General features: G+C 66.9%; 12 protein-coding genes and 1 tRNA gene. All 13 read right to left on the reverse strand.

Going from position 1 to position 16,714, the window contains the following annotated elements; translation table 11 throughout:
* Positions 1-97: 97 nt before the first annotated feature.
* Positions 98-2,704: a translation initiation factor IF-2 gene (gene infB / locus I4U41_RS01750; RefSeq protein ID WP_206859243.1), complete on the reverse strand. Its 2,607-nt coding sequence runs from the start codon at positions 2,702-2,704 to the stop codon at positions 98-100.
* 89 nt (positions 2,705-2,793) lie between these two features.
* The gene (nusA, locus tag I4U41_RS01755) at positions 2,794-4,281 is read right to left on the reverse strand and encodes a transcription termination factor NusA (protein WP_206859245.1); all 1,488 of its coding nucleotides are present in this window, start codon (positions 4,279-4,281) and stop codon (positions 2,794-2,796) included.
* 60 nt (positions 4,282-4,341) lie between these two features.
* Positions 4,342-4,917 carry a ribosome maturation factor RimP gene (gene rimP, locus I4U41_RS01760; protein WP_206859247.1) on the reverse strand — a complete coding sequence of 192 codons (576 nt, stop codon included), beginning with the start codon at positions 4,915-4,917 and terminating at the stop codon, positions 4,342-4,344.
* Between the two features lie 305 nt (positions 4,918-5,222).
* Positions 5,223-5,299 (reverse strand) — tRNA-Met (locus tag I4U41_RS01765).
* A gap of 78 nt (positions 5,300-5,377) precedes the next feature.
* Positions 5,378-6,832 (reverse strand): NADH-quinone oxidoreductase subunit NuoN, encoded by a 1,455-nt coding sequence (gene nuoN, locus I4U41_RS01770; protein ID WP_206859249.1) that lies wholly within the window; start codon positions 6,830-6,832, stop codon positions 5,378-5,380.
* 12 nt (positions 6,833-6,844) lie between these two features.
* Positions 6,845-8,341, reverse strand: a complete 1,497-nt coding sequence (locus tag I4U41_RS01775) for an NADH-quinone oxidoreductase subunit M (RefSeq protein WP_206860364.1) — start codon at positions 8,339-8,341, stop codon at positions 6,845-6,847.
* A 51-nt stretch (positions 8,342-8,392) separates the two neighbouring features.
* Complete coding sequence (gene nuoL / locus I4U41_RS01780) at positions 8,393-10,585, reverse strand: NADH-quinone oxidoreductase subunit L (RefSeq protein WP_206859251.1); 2,193 nt, start codon at positions 10,583-10,585, stop codon at positions 8,393-8,395.
* 13 nt (positions 10,586-10,598) lie between these two features.
* On the reverse strand, positions 10,599-10,901 hold the full coding sequence (gene nuoK / locus I4U41_RS01785; RefSeq protein ID WP_206860365.1) for an NADH-quinone oxidoreductase subunit NuoK: 303 nt from the start codon (positions 10,899-10,901) through the stop codon (positions 10,599-10,601).
* 20 nt (positions 10,902-10,921) lie between these two features.
* Positions 10,922-11,554 carry an NADH-quinone oxidoreductase subunit J gene (locus I4U41_RS01790; RefSeq protein ID WP_206859252.1) on the reverse strand — a complete coding sequence of 211 codons (633 nt, stop codon included), beginning with the start codon at positions 11,552-11,554 and terminating at the stop codon, positions 10,922-10,924.
* A 12-nt stretch (positions 11,555-11,566) separates the two neighbouring features.
* Positions 11,567-12,055 carry an NADH-quinone oxidoreductase subunit NuoI gene (gene nuoI / locus I4U41_RS01795; RefSeq protein WP_206859253.1) on the reverse strand — a complete coding sequence of 163 codons (489 nt, stop codon included), beginning with the start codon at positions 12,053-12,055 and terminating at the stop codon, positions 11,567-11,569.
* Between the two features lie 9 nt (positions 12,056-12,064).
* Positions 12,065-13,114 carry an NADH-quinone oxidoreductase subunit NuoH gene (gene nuoH / locus I4U41_RS01800; RefSeq protein ID WP_206859254.1) on the reverse strand — a complete coding sequence of 350 codons (1,050 nt, stop codon included), beginning with the start codon at positions 13,112-13,114 and terminating at the stop codon, positions 12,065-12,067.
* A gap of 3 nt (positions 13,115-13,117) precedes the next feature.
* A complete protein-coding gene (gene nuoG / locus I4U41_RS01805) occupies positions 13,118-15,346 on the reverse strand; it encodes an NADH-quinone oxidoreductase subunit NuoG (RefSeq protein ID WP_206859255.1) in 2,229 nt (742 codons plus the stop codon).
* On the reverse strand, positions 15,343-16,710 hold the full coding sequence (nuoF, locus tag I4U41_RS01810) for an NADH-quinone oxidoreductase subunit NuoF (RefSeq protein WP_206859257.1): 1,368 nt from the start codon (positions 16,708-16,710) through the stop codon (positions 15,343-15,345). The genes nuoG and nuoF overlap by 4 nt, the downstream gene beginning before the upstream one ends.
* Positions 16,711-16,714: the final 4 nt, after the last annotated feature.

Here is a 16,714-nt window from a genome sequence, read left to right on the forward strand (position 1 = left end):
CGATTGGTGATTCGTGATTCGAAAGACCGCCAGGCCGTGATCGGGATCCGCTGCTCGCTTTTGACGAATCACGAATCCCGCATCACGAAACCCGGCTTCAGAGCGTCCGCTGCACCTCGATGCGCTCGAAGCACTCGATCTGGTCGCCCGGCTTGACGTCGTTGTACGCCTTCACGCCGATGCCGCACTCGGTACCGCTGCGGACTTCGTCCACGTTGTCCTTGAAGCGGCGCAGCGATTCCAGTTCGCCTTCGAAGATGACCGCGTTGTCGCGCAGCACGCGGATCGGCTTGTTCCGCTTGACCACGCCCTCCACGACCATGCAGCCGGCGACGGCACCGAACTTCGAGCTGCGGAAGACGTCGCGGACCTCGGCGGTGCCGATGATCTCTTCGCGGATCTCCACGCCCAGGATGCCCGAGGCCACCTGCTTCACCTGGTCGATCACGTCATAGATGATCGAGAAGTAGCGCAGGTCCAGGCCGTTGGCTTCGATCACCTTGCGGGCCGAAGCGTCGGCGCGCACGTTGAAGCCGATGATCGTGGCCTTCGCGGTGAGCGCGGCGTTGGCGTCCGACTCGGTGATGCCGCCCACGCCGGAGCTGATCACGTTGATGCGGATCTGCTCGTTGGACAGCGCGGTGAGCGACTGGCGCAGCGCTTCCACCGAACCCTGCACGTCGGCCTTGACGACGAGGTTGAGGCTCAGCTGGCCCTCGCCCTTGCCCATCTGGGCCATGATGTCTTCCATGCGGTTGCCGGCGGCGGCGACCAGGCGCGATTCGCGGCGCTTCGCATCGCGCTGCTGCGCGACGTCCTTCGCCAGACGCTCGTCGTCGACGACCACGAAGTCGTCGCCCGCGTCGGGCACGCCCGACAGGCCCAGCACCTGCACCGGGATCGACGGGCCGGCCTTCTCGACCTGCTTGCCGTTCTCGTCGAACAGGGCGCGCACGCGGCCGTACTGCACGCCGCACACGAGGTAGTCGCCCTTCTTGAGTTCGCCCTGCTGCACCAGCACGGTGGCGACCGGACCGCGGCCCTTGTCGAGCGCGGATTCGATCACCGTACCCGTCGCGCGGCCGGTCGGGACGGCGCGCAGTTCGAGCACTTCGGCCTGCAGCGAGATCGAGTCGAGCAGGTCGTCGACGCCCAGGCCGGTCTTGGCCGACAGCTCGACCATCTGCGTGTCGCCGCCGAAATCCTCGGCGACCACGTCCTCGGCCAGCAGGTCGTTCTTCACGCGGCCCGGATCGGCATCGGATTTGTCGATCTTGTTGATCGCCACGATCAGCGGGACGCCGGCAGCCTTCGCGTGCTGGATGGCCTCGCGCGTCTGCGGCATCACGCCGTCGTCGGCGGCCACGACCAGCACGACGATGTCGGTGAGCTTGGCGCCGCGCGCGCGCATCGAGGTGAACGCCGCGTGGCCCGGGGTGTCGAGGAAGCTGATGACGCCCTTGTCGGTTTCCACGTGGTACGCGCCGATGTGCTGGGTGATACCGCCGGCTTCGCCGGAGGCCACCTTCGTGCGGCGGATGTAGTCCAGCAGCGAGGTCTTGCCGTGGTCGACGTGGCCCATGATGGTGACCACCGGCGGACGCGGGGTCTTCTCGCCCTGCGTCTCCTCGACGTGGGCCAGCAGTGCGTCTTCGGCGGTCGCGGCATCGGCCTTCACCACCACGTGGCCGAGTTCCTCGGTCACCAGCGCGGCGGTGTCGTAGTCGATCGACTGGTTGATGGTCGCCATGACGCCCATCTTGAACAGCGCCTTCACCACGTCGCCGCCCTTGAGCGCCATCTTCTGCGCCAGGTCGGCGACGGTGATGGTCTCGCCGATCGCCACTTCACGGACGATGGGCGCGGTCGGGCGCATGAAGCCGCTGCCCGAACGGGCCTGCTCGGCGTGACGGCGGGTCGGCTTGGCCTTGCCGCGCGAGCTGGCGCCGCGACGGGCGCGCTCGGAGGCGCTCAGGTGCATCTGGCCGGCGAAACGGTTGGTGCGGTCGTCGTCCTCGACGGTCGCGACCATCGCGTGCGAACCGCGCGTCTTGTGCGCCGGGGCGCCGCGGGCGGGTTCCGGCGCGCGCGCCGGAGCGGCAGGCTTGGGATGACCGTGGCCGTGACCGTGACCATGGCCGCCGGCAGGCTTGCGTGCCGGCTCCTCTTCCTCGACGGCGCTGGCATCGGCCAGGCGCGCGCGCTCTTCTTCCTCGGCCTTCTGGCGCGCGGCTTCCTCGGCCTCGCGCCGGGCGGCGTCGAGCTCGTCGGCGCGGCGCTTGTCGTCAGCGGCCAGGCGCTGCTGCTCGGCGAGGTTGCGCTGCTTGGATTCCTCCAGCTTGCGCAGGATCTCGGCGCGCTCGTCGTCCTCCGACATCGGCTGCGACTCGGTCGGCTTCACCAGCGTGACCTTCTTGCGCACCACGACATCGACGGTCGTCTTGTTCTTGCCGCCGCCGACGGTGATTTCCTGCTTCCGGCTGCGGTTGAGCGTGATCTTCTTCGCCGCATCGCCCGGCTCGGCCTTGTCGGCCTTGCCGTGGGCGCGCTTGAGGAAGCCGAGCAGCTTGACTTTCTCGATGCTGGTGACGACCTGGTCGGGGCCGCTGAAGGTCATGCCGGCCTCGGCCAGCTGCTCCAGCAACTTCTCGACCGGCGTGTTCACCAGTTCGGCCAGCTTGCGGATGGTGGTTTGCTGCGACATTCGGATTCGGTGTCCTCGTGGCGCGGGACGGGTCCCGCGCGTGTTGGCGTCATTCTAGCCCGGGGGTGCCGGACGGGCCGACGCGGTACTCATTCGAACCAGTGCTTGCGCGCTTCCATGATCAGCGCGGCGGCACGGGCCTCGTCGATGCCTTCGATATCGGTCAGCTCGTCGGTGGCCATGTCGGCCAGGTCGTCGCGCGTGACCACCCCGCGGGCGGCCAGCGCGTAGGCCGTGGCCTCGTCCATGCCGTCCAGTTCAAGCAGGTCGGCGGCCGGCTGGTGCTCGTCGAGCTGCTCCTCGGCCGCCAGCGCCTCGTTCAGCAGGGCGTCGCGGGCGCGCGAGCGCAGTTCCTCGACGATGTCCTCGTCGAAGCCCTCGACCGCCAGCAGCTCGCCGACCGGCACGTAGGCGATTTCCTCGACCGTGCTGAAGCCTTCCGAGACCAGGATGCCGGCGATTTCCTCGTCGACTTCCAGCTTGTCCTGGAACAGCTGGCGGGCGGACGCCTGCTCGGCCTCCGACTTCGCCGTGACCTGGTCCTGGGTCATCACGTTCAGCTGCCAGCCCGACAGGCGGCTGGCCAGGCGCACGTTCTGGCCGCCCTTGCCGATCGCCTGGGCCAGGCGGTCTTCCGCCACGGCCAGGTCCATCGAATGCTTCTCTTCATCGACGATGATCGACTGCACTTCGGCCGGCGCCATCGCGTTGATGACGAACTGCGCCGGGTTGTCCGACCACAGCACGATGTCCACGCGCTCGCCGTTGAGTTCGTTGCTCACGGCCTGCACGCGCGAACCGCGCATGCCGATGCAGGCGCCGATGGGGTCGGTGCGGTTGTCGTGCGCGACCACGGCGATCTTGGCGCGGTCGCCCGGATCGCGGGCGCAGGCCTTGATCGACACCAGGCCCTGGCCGACTTCCGGCACCTCGAGCTTGAACAGCTCCATCATGAATTCCGGCGCCGCGCGGCTGATGAACAGCTGCGGGCCGCGGGGCTCGCTGCGCACGTCGAACAGGTAGCCGCGCACGCGGTCGCCGGTACGCAGCACGTCGCGCGGGATGCCCTTGTCCTTCGGAATGATCGCCTCGGCGTTGCCGCCCAGGTCGACGTAGATGTTGCCGCGCTCCACGCGCTTGACCACGCCGGTGACCAGCTCGCCCACGCGATCCTTCCACGCGTCCACGACCTGCTGGCGCTCGGCCTCGCGCACGCGCTGGACGATCACCTGCTTGGCGGCCTGGGCGGCGATGCGGCCGAATTCGGGGTTCTCGATCTGCTCTTCGATGTAGTCGCCGACCTCCACGCCCTCGACCTCGTCGATGGCGTCCATCAGGCGGATCTGGCGATCGGGCGATTCCATGACGACGTCGTCGGCCACGACTTCCATGCGGCGGAAGGTCTCGTAGCTGCCGTCCTTCTGGTCGATGGTGACGCGAACCAGCACGTCCTGGTCGTGGTAACGCTTCTTCGCGGCCGAGGCCAACGCGGCCTCGATGGCCTCGAAGATGACCTCGCGCGGCACGCCCTTCTCGTTGGCGACTGCGTCCACGACCAGCAACAATTCCTTGCTCATCTCTCTGACTCCGCACGGTCGGCGACTGTCGCCGCCGGCATTGGGTGGTGAATTCGGTGGTTACTTCTTCGCCTTCGAAGCGCCGCCCTTGGGGGCGCCCTTCGACGGCTTGTCCTTGCCCGGCTTGACCGGAGCCAGACCCAGCGCGGCCCAGTCCGGGACCAGGCGCGCCTTGTCGATGTTGCCGAACGCGACGACGAACTCGCTGCCGTCCACGTCGAAGGCGACGTCGTCGCCCTGCACGCGCACGATGCGGCCCTGCAGGCGACGGCGGCCGTCCTGCGGCAGCTTCAGCGCGACCTTGGCGGTCCCGCCCTGGAAGCGCTCGTAATGCGCCAGGGTGAACAGCGGACGGTCGATGCCCGGGGAGGAGACTTCCAGCGTGTACTGGCCGCTGATCGGGTCCTCGACGTCGAGCTGCGCCGACACCTCGCGGCTCACGGCCTCGCAGTCCTCGATGGTCACCGAACGCGGCTGGCCGTCCTCGCCCGCGGCCTCCTCGGCCGGGACGTCGATGTACAGGCGCAGCACGGCGCTGCCCGGGGCCGGCAGGTACTCCGCGCCCAGCAGCTCCACGCCCAGCGACGCGACGGTCGGGGCGAGCAGGTTCGCGATTTCGACAGCTTTATCGGCCACGCGTCTCAACTCCCATGAAACCGGCACCGTGTTGCCGCTCCGGTGCCTCGATGCAATGCAATACCCAGCAAAACGCCACTGCGTACACGTTCTTCCGAAGCACGCATTCCAAAGCAGTTACTTCCGGATCGCGAGCCCACAAGCGCGAAAACGACAAAGGGCCCTTGCGGGCCCCTTGTCCGTACAGCTGGATGTCGGTGTGGTCGCGTGAGCAGTGCGCGACCACCAAGCCCGAGCCTTTGGCTGGAAGAGTCCGGTTCCGGACTCTCCACGGCGCCTGTCGTGAAGACTGCGCCTGCCGAAGCTGGTAGCGGGGGCAGGATTTGAACCTGCGACCTTCGGGTTATGAGCCCGACGAGCTGCCAGACTGCTCCACCCCGCATCAGGCCGACCATGATAACGGCCGACTAAAACATGCGCAACCCCGATTCATGAATCAAATCGGGTTGCGCGAAATAACTCAGCCCGCGAACGCCCTCTGGCACCACGCCATGATCGGATTCCACGCGAGGCCCAGCGCGAGCAGCGCCAGTGCATTCACGCCGAACGCGATGCGCAGCGGACGGTTGTCGGTGGCTTCGACCGCCTGCCCTTCCGGCTCGTCGAAATACATCGCCTTGATCACGCGCAGGTAGTAGAACGCGCCGACCACCGCGAACACGACGCCTACGATCGTCAGCCACAGCATGTCGCCCTGCAGCGCCGCGCGCAGCACGGCCAGCTTCGACCAGAAGCCCAGGAACGGCGGCACGCCGGCCAGCGAGGCCATCACGCACAGCACCAGGCCGGCCATCCACGGGTTGCGCGCGTTGAGGCCCTTGTAGTCGTCGATGCGATCGGCTTCGAAACCACGACGCGACAGCACCACGATCGCGCCGAACGCCGCGGCCGACATGATCGCGTAGCTGATCGCGTAGAACAGCGCCGCGGCGAAGCCTTCGCGCCCGCCACCGGCCAGGCCGACGAACAGGAAGCCGACGTGCGAGATCGTTGAATACGCCAGCAGTCGCTTGAGGTTGGTCTGCACCATCGCGCTGAGATTGCCGATGGCCAGCGACAGGACCGCGAGGACGGCCAGCATCAGGCGCCACTGCTCTTCGAACGCGGGCGCACCGATCTCCAGCAGGCGGTACGTCATGCCGAACGCCGCCAGCTTCGGTGCGGAACCGATGAACAGCGTGATCGGCGTCGGCGCACCGTGGTACACGTCCGGCAGCCACATGTGGAACGGCGCGGCGCCGAACTTGAACGCGATGCCGGCGACGATGAACACCACGCCGGTGATCAGCATCAGCGTGTTGCCTTCGGCGATGCGCTGCTGCGTGGCGACCGCGATCTCATCGAGCTGCAGCGAGCCGGTGGCGCCGTAGATCAGCGACAGGCCGTACAGCAGCAGGCCCGAGGCCAGCGCGCCGAGCACGAAGTACTTGATCGCCGCTTCCGAGGCGAGCGGGCTGTCGCGATCCACCGCGACCAGCGCGTAGGAGCACAGCGCCAGCATTTCCAGGCCAAGGTAGACCATCACCAGGCTGCCCGACGACACCAGCAGCATCATGCCGGCGGTGGCGAACAGCATCAGCACCGAGACCTCGCCCTTGTACAGTTCGCGGGCGCGCAGGTACGGCCAGGTGTAGATCATCGCCAGGATGCCGACGACGCCGATCGTCACCTTCATCACGTCGGCCGCGGTGTCGCGAACGAACATGCCGCCGAGCACGGTGCCGTGGCCGCCCACGCCGGTGGCGACCAGGAGGGTCGCGACCGCGAGCACGGCGATGCCGAACAGATGGCTGACGACGCGACGGCGTTCGTCGATGAACAGGTCGAGCATCAGCAGCGCGAACGCGCCGAGGATCACCACCAGCTCCGGCAGGAGCGGCAGCAGGTCGGCGGCGGAGCGGACAGGCATGTTCATTGCGCTACAACCTCAGAGCTTCGACGCGGCGATCTGCGTCGCCAGGTTCGCGATGGAGGGTTCCATCAGGTCCGTCAGGGGCTTGGGCCACAGGCCCAGGATCAGCACGCCGGCGGCGAACACGCCCAGCACGATGGCTTCGCGCGGGTTGATGTCCTCCAGCTCGGCGACGTGCGCGTTGCCCACTTCGCCCCACATGGTGCGCTTCACCAGCCACAGCGTGTACGCCGCGCCGATGATCAGCGTGGTGGCCGCGACGAAGCCGATCAGCGGGTGCTGCTGGAAGCTGGCCAGGATCACCATGAACTCGCCGACGAAGCCCGACGTGCCCGGCAGGCCCGAGTTGGCCATCGCGAACAGCACGACGAACGCGGCGAACCACGGCATCACGTTCGCGACGCCGCCGTAATCCTTGATCATGCGGGTGTGCATGCGGTCGTACAGCACGCCGACGCAGGAGAACATCGCGCCGGACACGAAGCCGTGGCTGATCATCTGCACCATCGCGCCCTGCAGGCCCAGGCGCGCACCGTCGGTGTTGCCGGCCTCGCGCACCAGCGCGAAGGCGATGAACGTGCCGAGCGTGACGAAGCCCATGTGCGACACGGACGAGTACGCGATCAGCTTCTTCATGTCGTCCTGCGCGAGCGCGACCAGGCCGACGTAGACCACCGCGATCAGGCTCAGCGCGATCACCAGCCACGCCCACTCCGCGCCGGCGTCCGGCACGATCGGCAGCACGAAGCGGATGAAGCCGTAGCCACCGATCTTCAGCATGATCGCGGCCAGGATCACCGAACCGGCGGTCGGCGCTTCCACGTGCGCGTCCGGCAACCAGGTATGCACCGGGAACATCGGCACCTTCACCGCGAAGGCGATGAGGAACCCGAAGAACAGCCACATCTGCTCGGTCGCCGTCAGCGGCAGCGCGTACATGTCCGCGAGCTGCCAGCTGCCGCCCTTCAGGTACAGGTAGATCAGGCCCAGCAGCATGAACAGCGAGCCGAGGAACGTGTACAGGAAGAACTTGATCGACGCGTACACGCGACGCGGGCCGCCCCACACGCCGATGATGATGAACATCGGGATGAGCATGCCCTCGAAGAACACGTAGAACAGCATCGCGTCCAGCGCGGCGAACACGCCGACCATCAGGCCTTCGAGGATCAGGAACGCGGCGTAGTACTGCGCCACGCGCTTGTCGATCGAGGTCCACGCGCCAATCATCGCCAGCAGCGTGGTCAGCGTGGTCAGGGCGATCAGCGCGACGGAGATGCCGTCGACGCCCAGGTGGTAACGGATGTCGTACGCCGGGATCCAGTTGCGGTTCTCGACGAACTGCATTGCCGCGGTCGCCATGTCGAAACCGGTGAGCAGCGGGATGCTCGCCAGCAGCGTGATGAAGGCGATGCCGGTGGCGAACCAGCGCGCCGCACCGGCGCGCTCGTTGCCGAAGGCCATGGTGGCCAGGCCGCCGAAGATCGGCAGCCAGATCAGCAGGCTGAGCAGGAAGGAAGTGCTCTGCAAGGGCTCGGGGTTCACGTCGGGTCCTTGTCCTAGTTAGTGCCAGTAGCGGATCAGCACGGCCAGCAACGCAATCAGGCCAATGATCATCGCGAACGCATAGTGGTAGAGATAACCCGACTGGATACGGCGGGTCAGGTTGGCGACGAGGTCGACGACGCGGGCGCTGCCGTTGACCACCGCACCGTCGATGACGTGCGAATCGATGGCGCGCGAGGCCTTGCCGAGTCCCAGGCCGCCGCCGGCGAAGCCGCCGATCCAGAGCTTGTCGAAGCCGTACTTCTCCTCGAGCACGCGCACCGGCCAGGCGAACATGCGGCGCGCCTTGGCGGGCAGCTCCGGCTTCCACCAGTACATGATGGTCGCGAGCACGAAGCCGGCCAGGGTCAGCCAGAACACCGGCGCGGTGAAGCCGTGGATCGCGTACTTGACCGGACCGTGCCACACCTCTTCGCCGACGAGCGCGACGGTGTCGCGGGCCGCGGCCAGGTCGATGGCACCGAGGAAGAACGGCAGGCGTTCGGCATGGCCCATCACGTCGGTGCCGAACAGCATCGGACCGGCGGTGAAGAAGCCGATCAGCACCGACGGGATCGCCAGCAGGATCAGCGGCACCGTCACCACCCACGGCGACTCGTGCGGCGTGTGCGCGTGGTGGTCGTCGTGGCCGTGGCTGTCGCCGTGCGCGTTGTGCGCGTTGTGCGTGGCGTGGCCGTCGTGACCATGCTCCTCGGCGAGCTGCGCCTCGTGCTCGGTCGAATCCGCTTCCGGCGCAACGTAGTGGTCGGGCACCGGATCGTGGAAGCGTTCCTTGCCGTGGAAGGTCAGGTACAGCAGGCGGAAGCTGTAGAACGAGGTTACGAACGCGCCCAGCAGCACCGCCCACCAGGCGTACGTCGCCACCCACCCGCCCGCTTCGTGGGCGTGGTGCGCGGCGGCCTCGATGATCGTGTCCTTCGAGTAGAAGCCACTGAAGAACGGCGTGCCGATCAGCGCCAGCGTGCCGATGAGCATCGTCCAGTACGTGATGGGCATGTACTTCTTCAGCCCGCCCATGCGACGCATGTCCTGCTCGTGGTGCATGCCGATGATGACCGAGCCGGCGCCCAGGAACAGCAGCGCCTTGAAGAACGCGTGCGTCATCAGGTGGTACACGCCGGCGCTGTACGCCGACACGCCCAGCGCGACGGTCATGTAGCCCAGCTGCGACAGCGTCGAGTACGCGACCACGCGCTTGATGTCGTTCTGCACGATGCCGATCAGGCCGGTCCAGAACGCGGTCGTGGCACCGATGAACAGCACGAAGGTCAGCGCCGTCTCGGACAGCTCGAACAGCGGCGACATGCGCGCCACCATGAAGATGCCGGCGGTCACCATCGTCGCGGCGTGGATCAGCGCGGAGATCGGCGTCGGGCCTTCCATCGAGTCCGGCAGCCACACGTGCAGCGGCACCTGCGCCGACTTGCCCATCGCGCCGATGAACAGGCAGATGCAGATGAAGGTCATCAGCGACCAGCCGCCCACCGGCGCCAGCCAGCTGCCGGCTTCCGCCAGCGCCGGCCACGCGTTCTGCATCTGTGCGGCGGCCAGTGCAGGCTCGCCGGCACGCGCGAACACGGTGCCGTAGTCCAGCGTGTTGAAGGTGTACAGCACGCCGGCGATGCCGAGCAGGAAACCGAAGTCGCCCACGCGGTTGACCAGGAACGCCTTGAGGTTCGCGAACACCGCGGTCGGCCGCTTGAACCAGAAGCCGATCAGCAGGTACGACACCAGGCCCACCGCTTCCCAGCCGAAGAACAGCTGGAGGAAGTTGTTGCTCATCACGAGCATCAACATCGAGAAGGTGAACAGCGAGATGTAGCTGAAGAAGCGCTGGTAGCCGTCGTCCTCGGCCATGTAGCCGATGGTGTAGATGTGCACCAGCAGCGAGACGAAGGTGACGACCACCATCATCATCGCGGTCAGCTTGTCGACCATGAAGCCGACGTGCGCTTCGATGCCGCCGACCTGGAACCAGGTGTAGACGTTCTCGTTGAACGGCGAGGCGCCCTGCAGCAGCTGCCACAGCGTGTACATCGACAGCGCGCAGCTGACCGCGACGCCGAGGATGGTGACCCAGTGCGCGCCGGCGCGTCCCACCTGGCGGCGGAACAGGCCGGCGACGATCGCGCCGATCAGCGGCGCGAGGACGACCGCCAGCAGGACGGACTTGGAGATGGCGTGTTCCATTGCGTGCTCCACCTCAGCCCTTCATGGTGTCGATTTCGGCCACGTTGATCGTGCGCCGGTTGCGGAACAGGGTGACCAGGATGGCCAGGCCGATGGCCGCTTCGGCCGCGGCCACGGTCAGGATGAAGAACACGAACACCTGGCCGGCCGGATCGCCCAGCTGGCGCGAGAACGCGACGAAGTTGATGTTCACCGCCAGCAGCATCAGCTCCAGCGACATCAGCAACATGATCACGTTCTTGCGGTTGAGGAAGATGCCGGCGACGCTGATGCAGAACAGCACCGCGCCCAGCGCGAGGTAGTGGCCGAGCGCCAGCCCGGCGCCGAAGAATTCGCTCACGGCTTGCCCTCCTCTGCCGGGGTTTCCGCCGGCGCGGCCGGCTTGACGGCGTCCATCTTCACGATGCGCACGCGGTCGGCCGCACGCACGCGCGCCTGGACCGACGGATTCTGGTGACGCGCGCCGACGCGGCGACGCAGGGTCAGCATCACCGCCGCGATGACCGCGACGGTCAGGATGACCGCGGCGACCTCGAACGGCAGCAGGAAGTCGGTGAACAGCGCGCGCGCAATCCACTGCGTGTTGCCGGCCGCCGACGGGTCGGCCGGGAACCCGGTGGCGACGTTCGCCTTGACGCCGATCAGCGTCAGCATTTCCACCAGCATGATCACGGCGACGACCAGGCCGAGCGGCAGGTAGCGCACGTACCCTTCGCGCAACGGCGCGACGTCGATGTCGAGCATCATCACCACGAACAGCAGCAGCACCATCACCGCGCCGACGTAGACCAGGATGAGCGCCACGCCAAGGAATTCGGCGCCGGCGATGATCCAGGTGCAGGCGACGGAGAAGAACGTCAGCACCAGCAGCAGGACCGCATGCACCGGGTTCTTGACGCTGATGACGCCGACCGCGGCCATCGTGGCGACGGCGGCGAAGACGAAGAAGGCAATCTGGGCGAGATCCATGTTCGTCAGGCCTCAGCGGTAAGGTGCGTCGGCCGCGCGGCGCTCGGCGATCTCCGCCTCGAGGCGGTCGCCGATGGCCAGCAGCTGCGGCTTGGTCACGATGTTCTGGCCACGCCGGTCGAAGTGGTATTCGTGCACGTGCGTCTCCACGATCGAATCGACCGGGCACGACTCCTCGCAGAAGCCGCAGAAGATGCACTTGAACAGGTCGATGTCGTAACGCGTGGTGCGGCGGGTGCCGTCCTCGCGCTTGGTCGAATCGATGGTGATCGCCAGCGCCGGGCACACGGCCTCGCACAGCTTGCATGCGATGCAGCGCTCTTCCCCGTTGGGATAGCGACGCAGCGCGTGCACGCCGCGGAAACGCGGCGACTGCGGCGTCTTTTCCATCGGGTACATCAGCGTGTACTTCGGCTTGAACAGGTACTTCGCCGTGAGGGCGAGTCCCTGCGAAAGCTCGATGAGCAGCAGGCTCTTGAAGTAGGAAACGATGCGGTTCATGCCTGCCCCTTACACCCCGGGCTCGAAGATTTTGAAGTACGCCATCACGGCCACCACGCAGATCCAGGCGATGGTCAGCGGGATGAAGACCTTCCAGCCCAGGCGCATGATCTGGTCGTAGCGATAGCGCGGGAACGACGCGCGGAACCAGATGAAGCAGCTGGCGAAGAAGAACACCTTCGCGAGCAGCCACCACCAGCCGTCGGCCGACAGCAGCGGGATGCCCCAGCCGTGGAACGGGCTCAGCCAGCCGCCGAGGAAGAAGATCGAGGTCAGGAAGCTGATCAGGATCATGTTCGCGTATTCGGCGAGGAAGAACAGCGCGAACGCCGAACCCGAATACTCGACCATGTGACCGGCCACGATTTCCGACTCGCCTTCCACCACGTCGAACGGCGCGCGGTTGGTTTCGGCGACGCCCGAGATGAAGTACACGACGAACAGCGGCAGCATCGGCACCCAGAACCACTCCAGGAAGCCGCCGTTGCCGGACTGCGCCATCACGATTTCCGTGAGGTTGAGGCTGCCGGCGCCGACCATCACGCCGACCATCGCGAAGCCCATGGCGATTTCGTACGAAACCACCTGCGCCGCGGCACGCATCGCGCCAAGGAACGCGTACTTCGAGTTCGACGCCCAGCCGGCGAGGATGATGCCGTACACGCCCAGGGAGGTCATCGCGAGCAGGTACAGCAGGCCCGCGTTGGCGTTCGACAGAACGACCTGGTAATCGAACGGCACCACGGCCCACGCGGCGAAGGCTGGCGCGAGGGCCAGCAGCGGCGCGAGCTTGAACAGGAAGTTCTCCGCCCGCGTGGGCTGGATGACTTCCTTGAACAGCAGTTTGAAGACGTCGGCGAACGCCTGGAGGATGCCCATGCCGACGTACATCGGCCCGTGGCGGACGTGCATCCAGCCGATGAGCTTGCGCTCCCAGACCACGTAGAACGCCACGGTGATGATCACCGGCATGGCGATCAGGAGGATCTTCAGCACGATCCAGAGGATGGCGCCGATGTTGCCGAACGACAGCAACCAGTCGCGGAACGGATCAAACATCGCTTATGCCCTCCCCGCCTGCACGCGGCCCGACATCGGCGCGGTGGCGCCGTGACCGGATTCCACCCACACGGTACCCGGCGCGACCTTGTCGCTGACCGACACCGGCAGCGTCGCGGTGCCCGCGGCGGTGTTGAACTTGCCCACAACGCCGTCGGCGAAGCCGAGCGCGGAGGCATCCTTCGGATTCATCACGGCCGCAGGCGCAACGTTGAGCGGATGCGACTGCAGCGCGGGAGCGCGGCGCACGACCGCATCGCTGCGGTAGATCGCCATGCTCGCAGCCACTTCCAGGCCTTCGCCCGACACGGTCGGTGCCTTGCCGGCGACGACGTTGACTTCGCGCATCTGCATGCCCGCACGCAGGCCGGCCAGATCGACGAAATCGAATCCCTTCGCCTGCAGTTCGCCGCCGAGCGCGCGCAGCACGCGCCAGCCGGCACGCGCCTGACCCGGCAGCTTGCCGCCGGCGACCGTCGCCTGCTGGCGGCCGTCGAGGTTGGTCAGCGTCGCGTCGATTTCCGGCAGCAGGCCGATCGGCAGGATCACGTCGGCGACGGCGCGCGTCGAACGGCACGCGAAGGTGCTGAACGCCACGACCTGCGCGGCGTTGAGCGCCTTCAGCGCGGTCGCGGTGTCGGCGAAGTCCATGCCCGGCTCGATGCCGTACAGCACGTACGCCGAACGCGCATCGGCGAGCATCGACTGCGCGTCGCGCGAGGTCGGCAGCACGCCGTAGTCGGACAGGCCGACGGCGTTCGCGCCCTGCGGGATGCGGTTGAGCGATGCGCCGGTGGCTGCGGCGAAATCGGCGGCGGCCTTGCGGATCTGCGCGGCATGCGGGCCGTTCTCGGCCAGCGCACCGACGATCACGACGGCGCGCGTCGCGTTCTTCGCGATGTCGACCAGACCGTCGTCGCCCAGCGTCGCGGCGATCTGCGACGGCGCCACGATCGCCTTCTGCGCGACGTCGTAGGTGAAGTCGAAATCGACCGGGTTGACTACGTACACCTTCGCGCCGCGGGTCCAGGCCTTGCGCACGCGCTGGTTCACCAGCGGCAGTTCATGGCGCAGGTTGGAGCCCACGATGACGATGACGTCGGCGTGGTTGATGTCGGCCACCGGCGCGGCGAACATCGTCGCATGCGCGGCGTCGCTCAGGTCGTGCTGGCCGATGCGGTGGTCGAGGTTGCCCGTGCCCAGCGCTTCGGCGAGTCGGGCCAGCAGCGCGCCCTCCTCGTTCGACGTCGCGGGGCCGGCGAGGATGCCGAGCTGGTCGGCGCCGTTGTCGCGCAGGATCTTCGCGGCCTTCGCCAGCGCTTCTTCCCACGAGGCTTCACGCCATTCGCCGTTCTCCTTCACCATCGGCACGGTCGCGCGGTCTTCCGCGTACAGGCCCTGGTGCGAATAACGGTCGCGATCCGACAGCCAGCATTCGTTGACCGCTTCGTTGTCGCGCGGCACGGTGCGCAGCACTTCGCCGCGACGCACGTGCAGGAACAGGTTGCTGCCCAGCGCGTCGTGGTAGCCCAGCGATTCGCGCGCGATCAGTTCCCACGGGCGCGCCTTGAACTGGAACACCTTGTTGGTCAGCGCGCCGACCGGGCACACGTCGATGACGTTGCCGGAGAGTTCCGTCGTCAACGGCTTGCCGTCGTAGGTGCCGATCTGCAGGTTCTCGCCGCGGTACATGCCGCCGAGCTCGTACGTGCCGGCGATCTCCGCGGTGAAGCGCACGCAGCGCGTGCACTGGATGCAGCGGGTCATCTCGGTGGCGACCAGCGGACCGATGTCCTCGTCCGGCACCACGCGCTTGCGCTCGGCGAAGCGGCTCACCGAGCGGCCGTAACCCAGCGACAGGTCCTGCAGTTCGCACTCGCCGCCCTGATCGCAGATCGGGCAGTCGAGCGGATGGTTGATCAGCAGGAACTCCATCACGTTGCGCTGCGACTTGAGCGCCTTGTCGCTACGCGTGGAGACCTTCATTCCATCCATGACCGGCGTGGCGCAGGCCGGCGCCGGCTTGGGCATCTTTTCCACCTCGACCAGGCACATGCGGCAGTTCGCCGCGACGGCCAGCTTGTCGTGGTAGCAGAAACGCGGGATCGGAATGCCGGCCTTGTCGGCGGCCTGGATGATCATGGAACCCTTCGGCGCGGCCATCTCGACGCCGTCGATGAAGACGGTGACGTGGTCCGGCGGCAGGTTCGGATTTACGGGCTGTGCGCTCATGCGGCGACCTTCTCCACCACCGTGCCGGCGCGCTGGTCGTCGACCAGGAAACGCTTGTTCACGATCGCGTACTCGAATTCATCCCAGTAGTGACGCAGGAAGCCCTGCACCGGCCACGCGGCGGCTTCGCCGAACGCGCAGATGGTGTGGCCTTCGATCTGGCCGGCGGCGGCGCGCAGCATCTGCAGGTCTTCCAGCGTCGCCTGCTTGTCGACGATGCGGGTGAGCATGCGGTACATCCAGCCGGTGCCTTCGCGGCACGGCGTGCACTGGCCGCAGCTTTCCTTGAAGTAGAAGCGCGCGATGCGCTGGCAGGCGCGCACCATGCAGGTGTCCTCGTCCATCACGATGACCGCGCCCGAACCCAGGCCCGAACCGGCCTTCTGGATGGCGTCGTAGTCCATGGTCAGCGACATCATCGTCTCGCCCGGCAGCACCGGCATCGACGAACCACCCGGGATCACGGCCTTGATCTTCTTGCCGTTGCGCATGCCACCGGCGAGCTGCAGCAGCTCGGAGAACGGCGTTCCGAGACGGATCTCGTAATTGCCCGGCTTCGCCACGTGGCCGGAGACCGAGAAGATCTTCGGACCGCCGTTGTTCGGCTTGCCCAGGTTGAGGAACCACTCCGCGCCGTTGCGGATGATCGCCGGCACCGACGCGTAGGTCTCGGTGTTGTTGATCGTCGTCGGCTTGCCGAACAGGCCGAAGTTCGCCGGGAACGGCGGCTTGTAGCGCGGCTGGCCCTTCTTGCCTTCCAGCGATTCCATCAGCGCGGTTTCTTCGCCGCAGATGTAGGCGCCGGCGCCGAGCGCGCCGTAGATGTCGATGTCCACGCCGCTGCCGAGCACGTTCTTGCCCAGCCAGCCGTGTTCGTACGCTTCCTTCAGCGCCTGCTCGAAATGCTCGAACGGCTCGTGGTGGAACTCGCCGCGCAGGTAGTTGTACGCCACGGTCGAACCGGTGGCGTAGCAGGCGATCGCCATGCCTTCCACCACCGCGTGCGGGTTGTAGCGCAGGATGTCGCGATCCTTCGCCGTGCCCGGCTCGGATTCGTCCGAGTTGCACAGGATGTACTTCTGCGTGCCGCTGCCCTTGGGCATGAAGGACCACTTCAGGCCGGTCGGGAAGCCCGCGCCGCCGCGACCGCGCAGGCCCGAGGCCTTCACCAGGTCGACGATGGCGGCCGGATCCATCTTCTCGGTCAGGATCTTGCGCAGCGCGGCGTAACCGCCGGTCTTGAGGTAGTTCTCGTACGACCACGGCGTGTCGTAGTGCAGCGTCGTGTAAACGACGCTGTGCTCCTGCGGAGCCGGGCCGACCGGACCGTAGCCCTGGGAATAATCGTGATGATCGTGCGCCATCTCA

The organism is Lysobacter changpingensis, from assembly GCF_017308985.1.
GTDB lineage: Bacteria > Pseudomonadota > Gammaproteobacteria > Xanthomonadales > Xanthomonadaceae > Lysobacter_J > Lysobacter_J changpingensis.